Annotated in this window: 17 protein-coding genes; 15 read left to right on the plus strand and 2 right to left on the minus strand. The window is 69.5% G+C overall.

Annotation, left to right across the window (positions count from 1 at the left end; genetic code table 11):
- The 3 genes from infB to rbfA form a co-directional block, all read left to right on the plus strand.
- Positions 1 to 2,083, plus strand: a 2,083-nt coding sequence (infB, locus tag VET29_RS24685) for a translation initiation factor IF-2 (protein ID WP_324924522.1), incomplete at its 5' end; no start/stop codon positions are given.
- Between the two features lie 63 nt (positions 2,084 to 2,146).
- Positions 2,147 to 2,440: a DUF503 domain-containing protein gene (locus VET29_RS24690; RefSeq protein WP_324924523.1), complete on the plus strand. Its 294-nt coding sequence runs from the start codon at positions 2,147 to 2,149 to the stop codon at positions 2,438 to 2,440.
- A gap of 32 nt (positions 2,441 to 2,472) precedes the next feature.
- Complete coding sequence (gene rbfA, locus VET29_RS24695; protein WP_324924525.1) at positions 2,473 to 2,928, plus strand: 30S ribosome-binding factor RbfA; 456 nt, start codon at positions 2,473 to 2,475, stop codon at positions 2,926 to 2,928.
- A 111-nt stretch (positions 2,929 to 3,039) separates the two neighbouring features.
- On the opposite strand, the gene VET29_RS24700 is transcribed toward rbfA, so the two are convergent.
- A complete protein-coding gene (locus VET29_RS24700; RefSeq protein WP_324924527.1) occupies positions 3,040 to 3,618 on the minus strand; it encodes a Uma2 family endonuclease in 579 nt (192 codons plus the stop codon).
- 102 nt (positions 3,619 to 3,720) lie between these two features.
- Here VET29_RS24700 and VET29_RS24705 point away from each other — a divergent pair, with 102 nt between their 5' ends.
- The 11 genes from VET29_RS24705 to VET29_RS24755 all read left to right on the plus strand — a co-directional run bounded on the left by VET29_RS24705 (position 3,721) and on the right by VET29_RS24755 (position 13,996).
- Complete coding sequence (locus VET29_RS24705) at positions 3,721 to 4,296, plus strand: TetR/AcrR family transcriptional regulator (protein ID WP_324924529.1); 576 nt, start codon at positions 3,721 to 3,723, stop codon at positions 4,294 to 4,296.
- A gap of 368 nt (positions 4,297 to 4,664) precedes the next feature.
- Positions 4,665 to 5,108, plus strand: coding sequence for a hypothetical protein (locus VET29_RS24710; RefSeq protein ID WP_324924531.1), 444 nt, complete (start codon positions 4,665 to 4,667; stop codon positions 5,106 to 5,108).
- A gap of 70 nt (positions 5,109 to 5,178) precedes the next feature.
- The gene (locus VET29_RS24715; protein ID WP_324924532.1) at positions 5,179 to 6,183 is read left to right on the plus strand and encodes a bifunctional oligoribonuclease/PAP phosphatase NrnA; all 1,005 of its coding nucleotides are present in this window, start codon (positions 5,179 to 5,181) and stop codon (positions 6,181 to 6,183) included.
- Positions 6,184 to 6,329: 146 nt separating this feature from the next.
- The gene (locus tag VET29_RS24720; protein WP_324924534.1) at positions 6,330 to 7,541 is read left to right on the plus strand and encodes an extracellular solute-binding protein; all 1,212 of its coding nucleotides are present in this window, start codon (positions 6,330 to 6,332) and stop codon (positions 7,539 to 7,541) included.
- 93 nt (positions 7,542 to 7,634) lie between these two features.
- Positions 7,635 to 8,552, plus strand: a complete 918-nt coding sequence (locus tag VET29_RS24725; protein WP_324924536.1) for a sugar ABC transporter permease — start codon at positions 7,635 to 7,637, stop codon at positions 8,550 to 8,552.
- Positions 8,549 to 9,442, plus strand: a complete 894-nt coding sequence (locus VET29_RS24730) for a carbohydrate ABC transporter permease (RefSeq protein WP_324924538.1) — start codon at positions 8,549 to 8,551, stop codon at positions 9,440 to 9,442. Before VET29_RS24725 ends, VET29_RS24730 begins: the two co-directional genes overlap by 4 nt.
- 156 nt (positions 9,443 to 9,598) lie before the next feature.
- The gene (locus VET29_RS24735; protein WP_324924540.1) at positions 9,599 to 10,717 is read left to right on the plus strand and encodes a sn-glycerol-3-phosphate ABC transporter ATP-binding protein UgpC; all 1,119 of its coding nucleotides are present in this window, start codon (positions 9,599 to 9,601) and stop codon (positions 10,715 to 10,717) included.
- A 125-nt stretch (positions 10,718 to 10,842) separates the two neighbouring features.
- The gene (locus tag VET29_RS24740) at positions 10,843 to 11,706 is read left to right on the plus strand and encodes an SIS domain-containing protein (protein WP_324924542.1); all 864 of its coding nucleotides are present in this window, start codon (positions 10,843 to 10,845) and stop codon (positions 11,704 to 11,706) included.
- An 81-nt stretch (positions 11,707 to 11,787) separates the two neighbouring features.
- Complete coding sequence (locus VET29_RS24745; protein ID WP_414636595.1) at positions 11,788 to 13,107, plus strand: Gfo/Idh/MocA family protein; 1,320 nt, start codon at positions 11,788 to 11,790, stop codon at positions 13,105 to 13,107.
- 59 nt (positions 13,108 to 13,166) lie between these two features.
- Positions 13,167 to 13,766 carry a helix-turn-helix domain-containing protein gene (locus VET29_RS24750; RefSeq protein WP_324924545.1) on the plus strand — a complete coding sequence of 200 codons (600 nt, stop codon included), beginning with the start codon at positions 13,167 to 13,169 and terminating at the stop codon, positions 13,764 to 13,766.
- Positions 13,763 to 13,996 carry a hypothetical protein gene (locus VET29_RS24755; RefSeq protein WP_324924547.1) on the plus strand — a complete coding sequence of 78 codons (234 nt, stop codon included), beginning with the start codon at positions 13,763 to 13,765 and terminating at the stop codon, positions 13,994 to 13,996. The genes VET29_RS24750 and VET29_RS24755 overlap by 4 nt, the downstream gene beginning before the upstream one ends.
- A 61-nt stretch (positions 13,997 to 14,057) precedes the next feature.
- Here the strand turns inward: VET29_RS24755 and VET29_RS24760 are convergent, their stop codons facing one another.
- A complete protein-coding gene (locus VET29_RS24760; RefSeq protein WP_324924550.1) occupies positions 14,058 to 14,582 on the minus strand; it encodes a CGNR zinc finger domain-containing protein in 525 nt (174 codons plus the stop codon).
- 67 nt (positions 14,583 to 14,649) lie between these two features.
- Between VET29_RS24760 and VET29_RS24765 the strand changes: the two genes are divergently transcribed.
- Positions 14,650 to 15,876: MATE family efflux transporter (locus VET29_RS24765; protein ID WP_324924551.1), on the plus strand; the 1,227-nt coding region annotated here is incomplete at its 3' end.

The following is a 15,876-nucleotide window of genomic DNA, read 5'->3' on the forward strand; positions in this document are numbered from 1 at the left end:
TGGCGGCGGCTTCCGTGGCGGTCCCGGTGGCGGCGGTGGCGGTGGCGGTGGCTACCGCGGCGGCCCCGGTGGCGGTGGCGGAGGTGCGCCGGCCGGTGGTGGCGGCGGTTTCCGTGGTGGCGGCGGTGGCCGTCCCGGCTCCGGTGGCGGTCGTGGTGGCGCGGCCGGCGCGTTCGGCCGCCCAGGCGGACCGTCCCGGCGTGGCCGCAAGTCGAAGCGGCAGAAGCGCCAGGAGTACATGGAGAACATGCAGGCGCCCAGCGTCGGCGGTGTTCGCCTGCCCAAGGGCAACGGCGAGGCCATCCGTCTCCCGCGTGGCGCCTCGCTGACCGACTTCGCCGAGAAGATCAACGCCAACCCGGCCTCGCTGGTGCAGGTGCTGTTCCACCTCGGTGAGATGGTCACCGCGACGCAGTCGGTCTCCGACGACGTCCTCGAGCTGCTCGGCACCGAGATGAACTACAAGGTGCAGGTCGTCAGCCCCGAGGAGGAGGACCGCGAGCTGCTCGACTCCTTCGACATCTCCTACGGCGAGAACGCCGGTGGCGAGGAGGAGCTGCAGGCGCGGCCGCCGGTCGTGACCGTCATGGGTCACGTCGACCACGGTAAGACCCGCCTGTTGGACACCATCCGCAAGACGACCGTGCACGAGGGCGAGGCCGGTGGCATCACCCAGCACATCGGCGCCTACCAGGTCGCGGTCGTGGTCGACGGCAACGAGCGGCTGATCACCTTCATCGACACCCCGGGCCACGAGGCGTTCACCGCCATGCGTGCCCGTGGCGCGAACTCCACGGACATCGCGGTGATCGTGGTCGCCGCCGACGACGGCGTCATGCCGCAGACGGTGGAGGCCATCAACCACGCGCAGGCCGCCGGCCTGCCGATCGTGGTGGCGGTCAACAAGATCGACAAGGAGGGCGCGAACCCGCAGAAGGTGCGCCAGCAGCTCACCGAGTACGGGCTCGTGGCCGAGGAGTACGGCGGCGACACGATGTTCGTCGACATCTCCGCGCGGCAGAACATCAACATCGAAGGACTGCTCGAGGCGGTCGTGCTCACCGCGGACGCGGCGCTCGACCTGCGGGCCAACCCGGAGATGGAGGCGCAGGGCGTGGCCATCGAGGCGCACCTGGACCGCGGTCGCGGCCCGGTCGCCACGGTGCTGGTCCAGCGCGGCACGCTGCGGGTCGGCGACTCGATCGTCGCGGGCGACGCGTACGGCCGGGTGCGGCGGATGGTCGACGAGTTCAACGAGGACGTCCACGAGGCGTTCCCGTCCCGGCCGGTCCAGGTCATCGGCTTCACGTCGGTGCCAGGTGCCGGTGACACGTTCCTGGTGGTCGACGAGGACCGCACCGCCCGGCAGATCGCCGAGCGCCGCGCGGCCCGGATGCGCAACGCGGCCAACGCTCAGCGCCGCAAGCGGGTCAGCCTCGAGGACCTGGACTCCGCGCTCAAGGAGACCAGCCAGCTCAACCTCATCATCAAGGGCGACAACTCGGGTACCGTCGAGGCTCTCGAGGACGCGCTCACCCAGCTCGACGTGGGTGAAGAGGTGGAGCTGCGGGTCATCGACCGCGGTGTCGGTGGCATCACCAAGGCCAACGTGGACCTGGCGATCGCGTCCGACGCGATCATCCTCGGGTTCAACGTCCGCGCCGAGGCGAAGGTCTCCGAGCAGGCCAACCGCGAGGGCATCGACATCCGGTACTACTCGGTCATCTACCAGGCGATCGACGAGATCGAGCAGGCTCTGAAGGGCATGCTCAAGCCGATCTACGAAGAGGTCGAGCTCGGCCGCGCCGAGGTGCGCGACGTGTTCAAGTCCTCCAAGGTCGGCACGATCGCGGGTTGCATGGTGCTGTCCGGTGAGATCCGGCGCAACGCGAAGGCCCGGCTCATCCGCGACGGCGTCGTCATCCAGGAGGGCCTGCCGATCAGCTCGCTGCGGCGGTTCAAGGACGATGCCGTCGAGGTCCGCGAGGGCTTCGAGTGCGGTCTGACGCTCGGCTCGTACGGTGACCTCAAGATCGAGGACATCATCGAGACCTACGAGCTGCGCGAGAAGCCGCGCGACTGAGTTCGTTGTCCCGGCGCCGCATCCGCTGTGGCGCCGGGACTGACTCGTTTGAGGAAATATCCGTTGTATGTGGGGGCTCTCGAGCTTGACGTGCTGCTCGGCGACATCCGCTCGCTGAAGGAGAAGCGGTCCGCCGTGCGGCCGGTCGTCGCCGAGCTGCGCAGGAAGTTCGAGGTGACCGCGGCCGAGGCCGGGCACCTGGACAAGCACCGGCGCGCGCTGATCGGCGTCGCCGTGGTCGCCGCCGACGCGTCGCATGTGGACGACGTGCTCGACGCGTGCGAGCGACTGGTCGCGGGCAGACCCGAGCTGGACCTGCTGTCGGCCCGGCGCCGCTGGCTGGGCCCCGAGGACTGATTGGGCCCCGAGGACTGAGGAGTTGAACCGCCGTGGCTGACGCACCACGCGCCCGCAAGCTCGCGAAGCGCATCGCGCAGATCGTGGCGTCCGCGCTGGAGCACGAGGTGAAGGACCCGCGGCTCGCCCGCGTGACCATCACCGACGCGAAGGTCACGGCGGACCTCCACGACGCGACCGTCTACTACACCGTCCTGGGCGACAAGCTCGATGTCGCCCCCGACACGACCGGCGCCGCCCTGGCCCTGGAGTCGGCGAAGGGCGTCCTCCGCTCGATGGTCGGCGCCGGCACAGGCGTCCGCTTCACCCCAACCCTGACCTTCATCGCCGACACGGTCCCCGAGGACGCCAAGCACATCAACGACCTCCTGGCCCGCGCCGCCGCCGCCGACGCCGAGGTGGCCCGCCTGGCCAACGGCGCCCAACCAGCCGGCGACCCAGACCCGTACAAACCCCCCCGCGAAGACTCCGACTCCGACCCCGACTAACCCCCGCGAGTCCCGCGTCCAAACACTCCGAGTCCCGCGTTCAGCCACACCGAGTTGCGGTTCTGTGCACACGGACCTCCACGGGACCGTGACGCGGCGGTCGGGGACCGCTCAGGGATGCAGGATCGCCGGGTCGAAGGCGACCGGCACGGGCGCGGCGTTGATCGTGACCGTGGTCCCGGGCCGCGCGGTGAGGTCCTCCACGTACTGACCGTCCTTCAGCACATGGGTGACCAGCGTGAGAGAGCCGAGCCGGTCTTCGTTGACCTCCCAGAAGTACGGGACGTTCCCACTGGCGTAGACCGCCTTCTTGGTCTCCCGCTCGGCTCGTGTGTTGCCGGGCGACCAGACCTCGACGGCGAGTTCCAGGTCTTCGGCTCGGCAGCAGGTGCCCAATGGCTTGGTGTTCAACACGACCACGTCCGGAATGAACGCGGTTCGCAGACTCGTGCTGATGCGCACGCCGACACCGGTGATCGCGTACAGGTCGGCACGGCCATTCTGCCGGAGCGCGTCCCGCAGCACCGCCCGCAGCTCGTCGCCGGTGTACTGGTGTCGAAGAGAGGGTGCTGGGCTCACGTGGAGATATCCAAAGATCAGTTCGAGGCGCGACCCATCCGTCGGGTGATCCCGCGCCAGCCAGTCGTCGACCGTCGTGGGGCCGATGTTGTGTTCGTACGCGACCGACACGATGCTCGCCTCCGTCCGACCAGTCGGCAGGTCTCCGTAAGTACATCACGTCGGGTCACGAACGGTGCGTACAACTATCTTTCCAATGGTAAGATCCCGCGTATGCCGTATCACCATGGCGATCTGCGGCGGACGATCCTGGATGCCGCCATCGAGTCGATCTCGGCGAGCGGGTCGGCGGGGTTGAGCCTGCGGGAGCTGTCGCGGCGGGCGGGGGTCTCGCACGCGGCGCCGATTCATCACTTCGGGGACAAGGCCGGCGTGCTGACGGCGCTCGCCGCCGAGGGGTACGACCTCCTCGCCGACGCCCTCGATGCGGCCGGTGACGAGTTCGTCGAGGCCGGTGTCGCCTACGTCCGGTTCGCCGGCACCTACCGGGCCCACTTCGAGGTCATGTTCCGCCCCGACACCTACCACCCCGACGATCCCACCGTGGTGGCGGCGCGGGAGCGGGCCTCCGAGGCGCTCACGCACGGTGTCCACTCCCGGACCGCCCGGACCGCCCGGACCGGCTGGACCGGCCGCGACGCACGGCTCACCGGCATCGCCGCCTGGTCGCTCATGCACGGCTTCGCGACGCTCTGGCTCACCGGCGCCCTCCCGGACGACCTCGGCGAGGACCTCGACGCCGTCGCGCGGGACGTCGCCAGGATCCTCATCCCGGACTCGGACGGCTAGCGCAGCGCCCGTCTCCGGTCCGTCATGCCGCCGGCCCGTACGCGAGCGACGAGGCGTCCTCCGCGGGGCATCGCGCTCGACGGCGGCCGGCGGTACAGGGCCGTGCCGGCCGAGCGGTTTCACTCGACTTTGCGAACGCATGGCACCGCGCGCCGGACGGTTCCGTCTCACGCGGTGGATGATGGGCTGTACTGCGAACGCGGTAAGCGCCATCATTCACCTGTCTCCGCCCTCGGCGCACGCGGTCACCCCCGCTCGACGCACGGCGCGTACTGGAACCCGACGAAGGTGGTTGTGCTGGTGTTCGCGGCAGTTGTGCACGTGGCGTTACGGAACGGCGGGTTGGCACTCGTGCGGGACCGGGTGCCATGAAACGGGCGTTGCTGGCGTTCCTCCTGCTGCTCGTGGCCGGCTGCGGTCCGAGCCGGGCGGGGCTCGACTCGCTGACCGAGTCGGACGCGTACGACCGGGCCGAGTCCTACCTGCGGCGGACGGCGACCGCGCTGCCGGCGGATGCCCGGCTACAGGCCGCTTCCGCACCGTCCTCTGTGGCCTGCAAGGGGGAGCCTGCCGGACGGGTGATGGTCGTCAGCACGTACTTCGTGCGGGGGATCGCCGTCGACGACAGGTACTTCGACGCGCTTCTGCGGTGGTGGCGGACGCACGACTTCGACCTACTCGACGACCTGCGGCCGGAACGGCACTACCTGTGGGTCGAGAACAATGTGGACGGTTTCCGGATGTCGTTGCGGGACAACGACAATGGCGAGCTGTTGCTGGGGGCGGAGTCGCCCTGCCTGGTGGCGGAGTAGGCCGCCGGAGATACGCGCATAACAGACAAAATCTTCGTATGCCGGTTCGTTACTGGACGTGGTCCGCCGGGTGCGTGAGGCTGGGCGGGTGCTGACCGCTGATCTTCGTGTGGCCGCGGAACTGCTTCGGAACGCGTCCGACGTCACGCTGCTCGCGCATGTCAACCCGGACGCGGACGCGCTGGGCAGTGCCCTCGCGCTCGGCCTGGCGCTCCGGCGGCGCGGGGTCACCGCGCGGGTGTCGTTCGGCGCGCCGGACGAGGTGCCGGAGTCGCTGCGCGGACTCGACGTGGCGGGGCTTCTCGTGCCCGCCGACCTCGTGCCGGACGAGCCGGAGCTGCTCGTCGCCCTCGACGCGGCCAGTGCCGCACGGCTCGGCCGGCTGGCGAACCGGCTGGCGACGAGCGGTCACGTGCTGGTCGTGGACCATCACGCGTCGAACACCCGGTTCGGCACGCACCACGTCGTCGACGACTCCGCGGAGTCCACCACGGTGCTCGTGCTCGCCCTGCTGGACGAGTTGGGGGAGCCGCTCGACGCCGACATCGCTCGCTGTCTGTACGCGGGGCTGGTGACCGACACCAGCTCCTTCCGGCGGGCCGGCGAGCGGACCCACCAGACCGCCGCCCGGCTGATCGCCGCCGGCGTCGACCCGGACGAGCTCGGCCGGGCGCTGCTCGACACCCACCCGTTCGCGTGGCTGCCCATGCTCGCCAGGGTGCTCGCGCGGGCCGTGCTGGAGGCCGACGCCGCCGGTGGGCACGGGCTCGTGCACACCTCCGTCACGCTGGATGACCAGCGTGACGTACGGTTCGAGGAGGTCGAGTCCGTAGTGGACATTCTGCGGACGACCGTCGAGGCCGAGGTCGCGCTGGTGCTCAAGGAGAAGGCGCCAGGGGAGTGGACGGGCTCGCTGCGGGCGAAAAGCGCGGTCGACGTGCGTGCCGCGGCGGTCGGGCTCGGCGGGGGCGGGCACCGTCTCGCGGCGGGGTTCTCCGCCACCGGCACGGCCGCCGAGATAACGGAGCGTGTTCGCTTGATGTTGCGAAATCCGGTGCGGCTCGTAACCAGTTGAGGACGATCGGCGGCGCTCGGGTGAACAAGTGGTATAAACCAATCGCCGTTTCGGGGCCCATGGGCCGCGGGCGGCGACCCAGCCAGGCGGAGCGGACCGGCCAGGCGGAAACGGAGGACATCTTGAGGCGCGTCACATTGGCTGTCGTGGTGGCTACCACGGCGGCGCTCGGACTCGCCGGCTGCGGCAGCGACTCCGGCAGCGGCGACGACGGCAACGTCAGCCTGGACCTGCTGGTACCCATCTACGGCGACAAGACCAAGCCGTACTGGGAGCAGCTGGTCAAGGACTTCGAGGCCAAGAACTCGAACATCGACGTCAAGCTGGAGACCCAGAGCTGGGACAACATCTACGACGTCATGACCACCAAGATCCAGAACAACAAGGCGCCGGACATCCTGGAGCTCGACGCGGCGGGGCCGGCGTACGCCACCGACGACCTGCTGTACAAGGCCGACGAGATCGTCTCCAAGAAGACCTACGCCGACATCGAGCCGGCCTTCATCGACAGCGCCAAGATCAAGGGCCAGGCCTACGGCGTGCCGACGGTCGCCTCGACCCGCGCCCTGTTCTACAACAAGGCGCTGTTCACCCAGGCCGGGATCACCTCCCCGCCGAAGACGTGGGACGAGCTGCTCGAGGACGCGAAGAAGATCTCCGCGCTGGGCAACGGGACCTACGGCTACGGCATGCCGCTCGGCAACGAGGAGGCACAGGCCGAGACGTCCATCTGGGCCTACGGCTCGGGCGCGTCCTGGGAGAAGGGCGGCAAGATGACGATCGACACGCCGCAGGCCACCGAGGCCCTGACCTTCATGAAGAAGATGATCAGTGAAGGCGCCACGCAGCCGAACCCGGGCGCGACCAACCGGACCCCGCTGCTCGACGTCTTCATCCAGGGCAAGATCGGCATGATCGAGGGTCTGCCGCCGATCGTCGGCCAGATCAAGGAGAAGGCCCCGGACCTCGACTGGGCCATCGCGCCGAGCCCCACCAAGGACGGCAAGCCGGTCACGCTGGGCGTCGCGGACTACTTCGTCGGCTTCAACAACGACGCGGACAAGCAGGCGTCGATCGCGAAGTTCCTGGACTTCTTCTACGAGCAGAACAACTACGTCAAGTTCAACGACAACGAGGGCTTCATCCCGGCCACCAAGTCCGGCGCGAGCGCCGCGCAGGCCAAGCCGGAGCTGAAGACGTTCCTCGAGTCGTTGCCGAGCGCCAAGTTCTACCCGGCGACCAACCCGGCCTGGGCCCAGACCTCCGGCGCCTTCAAGGACCTGGTCGGCCAGATCGAGACCAAGTCCCCGGACGAGGTGCTCAAGGAGATCCAGGCGAAGGCCGACGCGAGCGGCTGAGCCAGGTACAACGGATAGATCGGGCGGCGCGGGGTCCTCGTGAGCGGAGCGACCGTGGACGATGGGCCCCGCGCCGGCACCAGGAGGCGTTCGGTGACGACCACACGTAACAAAGCGTTGAAACGCCATGCTCGCCGGCAGACGACCCTGCAGGCGCTGCCGTGGATCGCACCGGCGCTGATCCTCATCGGCGGGGTGGTGATCTTCCCCGTCGGCTTCATGATCTACACCTCGTTCCGCGACCTGTCGCGGTTCGGCAAGGACCGCGGCTGGACCGGGTTCGACAACTACGTCAGGGTCTTCGGGCTCGACCCGCTGCCGACGGTGCTCACCAACACGGTCGTCTGGACGTTCGGGGTGGTGCTGGCGACCGTCCTGTTCTCCCTGGTGCTGGCACAGTTCCTGAACAAGAAGTTCCCGGGCCGCAAGGCCCTCCGCATGGTCATCATCGTGCCGTGGGCGGCCTCGGTCGTGATGACCTCGACGGTGTTCGTCTACGGGCTCGACCCGTTCTACGGGATCATCAACAAGTTCCTGGTGGACGTCGGGCTCATGGACCAGCCGTACGGGTTCCTCAAGAACGCGACGTCCGGTTTCCTGTCCGCGATGGCGGTCGCGGTGTTCGTCTCGGTGCCATTCACGACGTTCGTGGTGCTCGCCGGCCTGCAGACGATCCCGGAGGACGTGCTGGAGGCCGCGCAGATCGACGGCGCCGGCAAGGTCCAGACGTACTGGCAGGTCGTGTTCCCGATGCTGCGGCCCGCGCTCGCGGTCGCCGCGATCATCAACATCATCAACGTGTTCAACTCGCTGCCGATCCTGAAGACCATGACCGGCTCGATACCCGGCTACGACGCCGACACGACGACCACGCTGATGTTCAAGCTCATCCAGTCGGACCGCCAGATCGACACCGCGAGCGCGCTGTCGGTGGTCAACTTCGTCGTGATCCTCGTGGTGATCGGCATCTACCTGAAGGTCGTCAAGCCGATGCGTGAGGTGAGCGCGTGACCAGGGGAGCGGTACTCGACCCGCCCAAGGCGGTCACCACCCACACGACCGCCACGCCGCGCAGGCGGGTGCCGAAGCGGTGGGGCCTGACGATCATCGGCGTGATCGTGGCGCTGGTGTTCCTGACGCCGTACCTGATCATGCTGAGCGGCGCCTTCAAGTCACGCCAGGAGATCCTGCGGGTGCCGCCGGACTACCTCCCCGGCGACTGGCGGTTCAGCAACTTCGTCAACATGTGGAGCACGCCGGAGACGCCGCTCCCACAGAACCTGTACTCCACGGTTGTCATCTCGTTGGGTGGCACGGCGCTCGCACTGGTCGTCGCGCTGCCGGCGGCGTACTACACGGCACGCCACCAGTTCCGGCTCAAGCTGCCGTTCATGCTGCTGGTGCTGGTCACACAGATGCTGCAGCCGACCGTGCTGGCCTCGGGTCTGTTCCGCGAGTTCGTGACGATGGACATCAACGACACCCGGTTCGCGATGATCCTCGTGAACGCGGCGTTCAACCTGTCGTTCGCCATCTGGATCATGCACAGCTTCTTCGCGACCGTGCCGAAGGAGATCGAAGAGGCGGCCTGGATCGACGGCTGCAACCGCGGCCAGTCGCTGGTGCGGATCATGCTGCCGCTCGTGTGGCCGGGCATCGTCACGGCCATCATCTTCACGTTCATCGCCTGTTGGAACGAGTTCGCGGCGAGCCTCATCCTGTTGCCGACCGACGTCAACCAGCCACTCACCGTGGCGCTGACCAAGTTCATCGGGCAGTACGAGTCGGCCTGGCAGTACGTGTTCGCGGTCTCGATCATCGGCATCCTGCCCGTGGTGGCACTGTTCGCGATGATCGAGAGGCACCTGGTGTCCGGGCTCACCGCGGGCGGGGTGAAGTAGCTGATGTTCGCTCCGCGGGCTCAGCTCAGCCAATTCGTGATTCTGAATCGTGGTGTTCAGTTACTTGTTGTTCTAGATTGGGGCTCGCGCGCCGGTTGTTGACCGGGCCGCGACGACGAGGTGCGGTCTTGTGACCGGCGAATTGAAAGGATCACCATGGCGACAGTGACCTTCGACGGCGCGAGCCGTTTCTACGCGGGCACGGAGCGTCCCGCCGTTGACCAGCTGAACCTGGAGGTCGAGGACGGCGAGTTCCTGGTGCTGGTCGGGCCGTCCGGTTGTGGCAAGTCGACCACGCTGCGCATGCTCGCGGGCTTGGAGGGCGTCGACGAGGGTGCCATCCGCATCGGCGAGCGCGAGGTCACGGACCTCCCGCCGAAGGACCGGGACATCGCGATGGTGTTCCAGAACTACGCTCTGTACCCGCACATGACCGTGGCGGACAACATCGGCTTCCACCTGAAGATCAAGAAGGTGCCGAAGGCCGAGCGTGCCGAGCGGGTGCTGGAGGCGGCCAAGCTGCTCGACCTGGAGCCGTACCTGGACCGCAAGCCGGCCAAGCTGTCCGGTGGCCAGCGCCAGCGCGTGGCCATGGGTCGCGCGATCGTGCGCAAGCCGCAGGTGTTCTGCATGGACGAGCCGCTGTCGAACCTCGACGCCAAGCTGCGCGTGCAGACCCGCACCCAGATCGCGTCGCTGCAGCGCCGCCTCGGTGTCACCACGATCTACGTCACGCACGACCAGATCGAGGCCATGACCATGGGCGACCGGGTGGCCGTGCTCAAGGACGGCCTGCTCCAGCAGTGCGACACCCCGATGGGCCTGTTCGGCAGGCCGAAGAACCTGTTCGTCGCCGGCTTCATCGGCTCGCCGGCCATGAACCTGATCCCCGCCACCGTGAACGGCGACGGTGCGGTCATCGGTGGGCAGACCATCGAGCTGACCGCGGCGCAGAAGTCCGCGCTGACGGGCAAGGGCGTCGTCGTCGGCATCCGCCCCGAGGGCTGGACGCTGAAGCCGGCCGGTGAGGGCGTCTCCGCGACGATCGAGGTCATCGAGGAGCTGGGCTCGGAGCAGTTCCTGTACTGCTCGACGTCGGCGCCGCAGCTGACCACGGACGAGGTCTCGGAGGCCGACTCCACCGCCCCGCCGCCCATCACCGTGCGCGCGCCGGGCATGTCCCACTTCCAGCGCGGCGAGAAGGTCGGCCTGGTGCCCGAGCCCGGCGCGGTCCACCTGTTCGACGCCGAGACGGGCGAGCGCCTGCCCGACTGATTCACTACTCCGAGCGGCCCGGCACCCGTTTGCGGGTGCCGGGCCGCTCTGTGTTCGCTCAACTCGCTCGAAGATGCTCGGACTTGCTACTTTGGATGCAGCTTCGAGCAGTCAATGGAGGCCTGATGACGTACCTGCGGGACGAGATCGCCAGCCAGCCCGACACCTGGGCGCGCGCACTCGAAATGTCGGTTTCCGAGCTGCCGGCGCCCGGTCAGCGGGTGGCGGTGATCGGCTGCGGGACGTCTTACTACATGGCCCAGGCCTACGCGGCCCTGCGCGAGGCCGCCGGCCATGGGGAGACCGACCCCTTCCCCGCCTCGGAGTTCCCGGCGGCGCGGCAGTACGACCGGATCGTCGCCCTGACCCGCTCCGGCACCACCACCGAGATCCTGGCCGCGCTCTCGGCCGCCACCGTGCCGACCGTCGCCGTGACCGCCGACCCGGCCACCCCGGTCAGCGACGCCGCGGACGCCGTCGTCGCGCTCGACTTCGCCGACGAGAAGTCCGTCGTGCAGACCCGGTTCGCCACGTCCGCGCTGGTGTTGCTGCGTGCCTCGCTGGGGGAGTCCCTGTCGTCGCTGCCTGCCGAGGCCGCCGAGGCCCTCGCCGCCCCGCTCGCTCCCGAGCTGCTGGCCGCCGAGCAGGTCACCTTCCTCGGCACCGGCTGGACCATCGGCCTGGCCAACGAGGGCGCTCTCAAGCTCCGCGAGGCCGCCCAGGCCTGGACGGAGTCCTACCACGCCATGGAGTACCGCCACGGCCCGATCTCGATCGCCGCGCCGGGCCGGGCGGTCTGGGTCTTCGGCGCCGCGCCGGACGGCCTCGCCGAAGAGGTGCGGGCGACCGGCGCGTACCTCGAACAGTCGGCGGGCGACCCGCTCGTCGAGCTCGTCCGCGCGCACCGGCTGGCCGAGGCGGTCGCCGAGTCCAAGGATCTGAACCCGGACCAGCCACGCAACCTCACCCGCTCGGTGATCCTGGCCTGAGCACGGTGGTGCGCTCCAGCCGCGTGTGTGATAGTGCATGAAAAGGCGCATTTCACCGCACAACGGATCGGGGAACGTGCAATGGATGTGTCGAGGAGGTCGACGGTGCGTGGTGTAGAGCCGGCGGCCGGTGGCACGGGCGAGGCACCCGCGCGGCGCGGCGCGTCGATGATCGGCGTCCCGTTCGAGCGCGTCGACAGCCCGCGCTTCGGCGTCGTCGGCCTCGGCAACCGCGGCGGCGAGATGGTGCCGCTCCTCCTGCGGGTGCCGGGGGCGAGGGTCACGGCCCTCTGCGACATCCGTCCGGAGTTCGCGCGAGCCGCCGCCAGGACGGTCACCGACGCCGGCCAACCCGAGCCCGCCCTGTACACCGGCGGCGACGAGGACTTCGAGCACCTCGTCCGGCGCGACGACGTCGACTTCGTCTACGTCGCCGCGCCCTGGGAGTGGCACACCCCGATGGCGCTCGCCGCGATGCGGGCCGGCAAGCACGTCGGCGTCGAGTGCCCGATCGGCCTGACGCTCGACGACCTGTGGGAGCTGGTCGACACCTCGGAGGAGACCCGCCGCCACTGCATCCAGCTCGAGAACTGCTGCTACGGGCAGAACGAGCTGCGCGCGCTGCGGATGGCGCACGACGGCCTGTTCGGCGAGCTGCTGCACGGCTCCGGCGCCTACCTGCACGACCTGCGCGAGCCGCTGTTCTCGAAGACCTTCTACGGGGGCCAGTGGCGCAGGCGGTACCACACCGACCACAACGGCGACCTGTACCCGACGCACGGCCTCGGCCCCGTCGCCGCCTACATGGACCTGCACCGCGGCGACCGGTTCGTGCGCATGACATCCATGAGCACGCCGGCACTCGGCCTCGCCGAGTACCGCGCCGCGCACCTGCCGCCCGGCGACGAGACCTCGCGCGAGCGCTACGTCGACGGCGACGTCACGATGAGCCTGATCCAGACCGCGCGCGGCCGGGTCATCCACCTCCTGCACGGCGTGTCCAACCCGCACCCGTACTCGCGGCGGAACCACCTGGCCGGCACCAAGGGCGTCTTCGAGGACTACCCGCCACGCATCTACCTGGAACCGGCGCAGGGCAACGACGAGTGGGGTTCGTTCGACGACTACGCGTCCTACGACCACTGGCTGTGGACCGACGTCGGTCCCGGCCCGGGCGGCCACGGCGGGATGGACTACATCATGTTGTGGCGGCTCGTGCAGACGCTGCGCCTCGGGCTGGCCCCCGACATCGACGTGTACGACTCGGCGGCCTGGAACGCGCCGTTCCCGCTGTCCGTCCGGTCGATCCGGCACAACGGGCAGCCGGCCGAGTTCCCCGACTTCACCCGCGGCGACTGGCAGACCCCGCACCCGGGCACCGACTCGGTGAAACCCACCTGACCCCCCGCACGGTGGTAACGTGGTGATTCTAGAAACACCGTGTTACTGAAGGTGGACGTGTGGCACGCCTGACCCGGCCCGAGCAGCAGCGGCAGACGCACGAGCGGCTCCTCGCGGCCGGGGCCCGGGTGCTCGCGAAGCGCGGGTTCCTGGCCGCGACGATCGAGGAGATCGCCGCCGAGGCCGGTTACACCCGCGGCGCGGTCTACAAGCACTTCGGCGGCAAGGAAGGCCTCTGGCTGGCGGCCATGGCCGCCCAGGCCGAGGCGCACCTCCAACTGCTGGACGAGGCCCTCACACAGGCCGCCGACCGGCGGGAACTGGCACGCGCGCTGACGCCCAACTCGATCACCGACGACGGCGAGGCCGCGCGGTGGAGCGCCACGACCGCGGAATTCCTGGCCGCGGTGGCCGGCCAGCCCGAGACCGCCGCCGCGGTCGTCGCCGCGCAGAAGCGGCACGAGGAACAGATCGTCGCGATGCTGGAGCGGCACTGCCGCCGCCTGGGCCTGGCGCCCGCGCTGCCGTTGCCGCAGGTGGTCGTGGTGCTGGGCGCGCTGGGCGGCGGGCTCGCACTGCGCCGCGGCATGGACCCGGACGTCGACGTCGCCGCGATCCTGTCCGGCGTCCTCACCGTCATGTTCCAGGAGGAGACATGAGCGTTCTGCTGCCGTTCCTGCTGGTCGCCGCCGTAGTGACGCTGATCGGATGGGGGATGACCCGGTTGCGCGGGCGGATCCAGCGCCGCCGCGCCGGCAGCGCCGGCATGAGCGGGGCCATGGGCGTGTTCGACGAGATCTGGCACCCGGCCGCCCACGAGCCACAGATCGAGATCCAGCAGGCCTACGAACGGCAGGCCCCGTCACCCTCCGCCGACGATGGCGAGTAGTCCGCCTCCCGGTCTACTTTGCGTGGCGTCGCGTTTCCTGAGGTAGCCGCTGCGCGGGACACTAGCCCTCTCTCTGGCGGGACCGGAACGCGGCCACATGCACCCGGTTCGCGCACCGCGGTGAGCAGAACCGCTTGGCGCGGTTGGTGGACGTGTCCAGGTAGAAGTTGTCGCAGTCGGCCGCGCCGCACCGGCCGAACCGGCCGGGGCCGTGGTGCACGATGCCGTGCGCGAGCCCCCAGGCCGCCGCGGCGGCGACCTCCGTCGCGGGTGACTCGGACGTGTCCGCCATGTGGATGTGCCAGTTGGGCTCCGCCGAGTGCCCCGCGGACAGCCGCGGCCGCAGGGGGTGCTCGGCCAGCAGGGCGTTGACCTCGCGCAGCACGCCGTCGTGGTCCGCCGCGACGGCGCGGTCCAGCACGCGGCGCAGTCCCGCGGCCACCGGCCGCAGGGCGGTGAGGTCCTCGTCACCGGCCCGGGAGGACCACCACGGCTCGTCGTGCAGTGCCGCGCGCAGGGCCGGCACGTCGGACAGTGTGGCGTTCGTCAACCTCAGTGCCACATCGAGGTAGTCGGCGTTGTCCACGGGTGATCCTCACAGCTACTGTCAGGGGCGAATCTACCGAGCACACCTTACCGAGGGAGACGGCGTCGTGACGGTGCCGCTGAAGCAGGTGCTCGGCCTCGCCGTGCCCGCGCTCGGCGTGCTCGCCGCCGAGCCGCTGTACCTGCTGGTCGACACCGCCGTCGTCGGGCACCTCGGTGCGATGCCGCTGGGGGCGTTGTCCGTCGGCGCGATCGTGCTCGCCCAGGTGTCGACCCAGCTGACGTTCCTGTCCTACGGCACGACTGCGCGTACCGCCCGCCTGCACGGCGCCGGTCGGCGCGCGGACGCGGTCGCGGAGGGCGTGCAGGCGACGTGGCTCGCCGTCGCGGTCGGGGTCGTGCTCATCGCCGTCGGTCAGTTGCTCGCCCGTCCGGTCGCGGATCTCCTTGCGGGACAAGGGGAAATGGCGGACGCGGCGGTCGGCTGGCTGCGCGTCGCCCTGTTCGGCACGCCGTTCATCCTCGTCACGATGGCCGGCAACGGCTGGCTCCGCGGGGTGCAGGACGCCCGCCGGCCGCTGCGCTATGTGTTGGCGGGCAACGGAATCTCGGCCGTGTTGTGTCCCGTGCTGGTGTACGGGCTGGACTGGGGGCTCGCGGGTTCGGCCATCGCCAACGTGACCGCGCAGGTGATCAGTGCCTCGCTGTTCTTCCGCGCGCTGTGGGCGGAGCGGGTGCCGCTGCGGCCGCGAACCGCGGTGATGCGCGCGCAGCTGTCCCTCGGGCGCGACCTGTTCCTCCGCGGTCTCGCGTTCCAGGCGTGCTTCGTCTCCGCGACGACCGTCGCCGCCCACGACTCGACCGCGGCCGTCGGCGCGCACCAGATCGTGTTGCAGCTGTGGTCGTTCCTGGCGTTGGTGCTGGACTCGCTGGCCATCGCGGCACAGTCGCTCGTCGGCGCGGCGCTCGGTGCGGACGACGCGACGCGGGCGCGTGGGCTCGCGTGGCAGGTCACCGGCTACGGACTGGTCTTCGGCGTCGCCCTCGGCGTGGTGTTCGCGGCGCTGGCCGGCGTACTGCCACACGCGTTCACCTCGGACCCGTCCGTGCTTGGTGAGATCCCCCATGCCTGGTGGTTCTTCGTTGCGATGCAACCGATCGCGGGCGTGGTGTTCGCTTTGGACGGTGTGCTGCTCGGCGCCGGCGACGCCGCTTTCCTGCGTACCGCCACGATTCTGTCCGCGGCGACCGGGTTCCTGCCGTTCGTGTGGCTGTCCTTCGCGTTCGGTTGGGGACTCGCGGGGATCTGGACCGGGCTGTCGCTGTTCATGATC

The organism is Actinophytocola sp., assembly GCF_035634895.1.
GTDB lineage: Bacteria > Actinomycetota > Actinomycetes > Mycobacteriales > Pseudonocardiaceae > Actinophytocola.